Below are 242 nucleotides of genomic sequence, written 5' to 3'. Positions count from 1 at the left end.
ACGCTCATCTCAACGTTGTCACCAGGCATAACCATTTCAGTACCGTCTTGTAATTGGATTGCGCCAGTTACGTCAGTGGTACGGAAGTAGAACTGTGGACGATAGCCATTTAGGAATGGCGTGTGACGACCACCTTCTTCTTTTGATAGTACGTATACTTCAGCGTCGAAGTTGGTGTGCGGGGTGATTGAACCTGGCTTAGCTAGTACTTGGCCACGTTGTACGTCTTCACGCTTGGTACC

Annotated in this window: 1 protein-coding gene; it reads right to left on the bottom strand. The window is 48.8% G+C overall.

Features of this window, described 5'->3' with window-relative positions; all coding sequences use genetic code 11:
- A partial coding sequence (locus AAEY83_RS17980) for an EF-Tu C-terminal domain-related protein (protein WP_502945220.1) occupies positions 1–242 on the bottom strand: 242 nt, incomplete at both ends.

Origin of the sequence: Psychrobacter sp. TB20-MNA-CIBAN-0197 (genome assembly GCF_040309765.1) — a bacterium.
GTDB classification, from domain to species: domain Bacteria; phylum Pseudomonadota; class Gammaproteobacteria; order Pseudomonadales; family Moraxellaceae; genus Psychrobacter; species Psychrobacter submarinus.
Note: the sequence above shows the minus strand (reverse complement) of the source record. Positions and strands in the feature narration are given on the sequence as shown.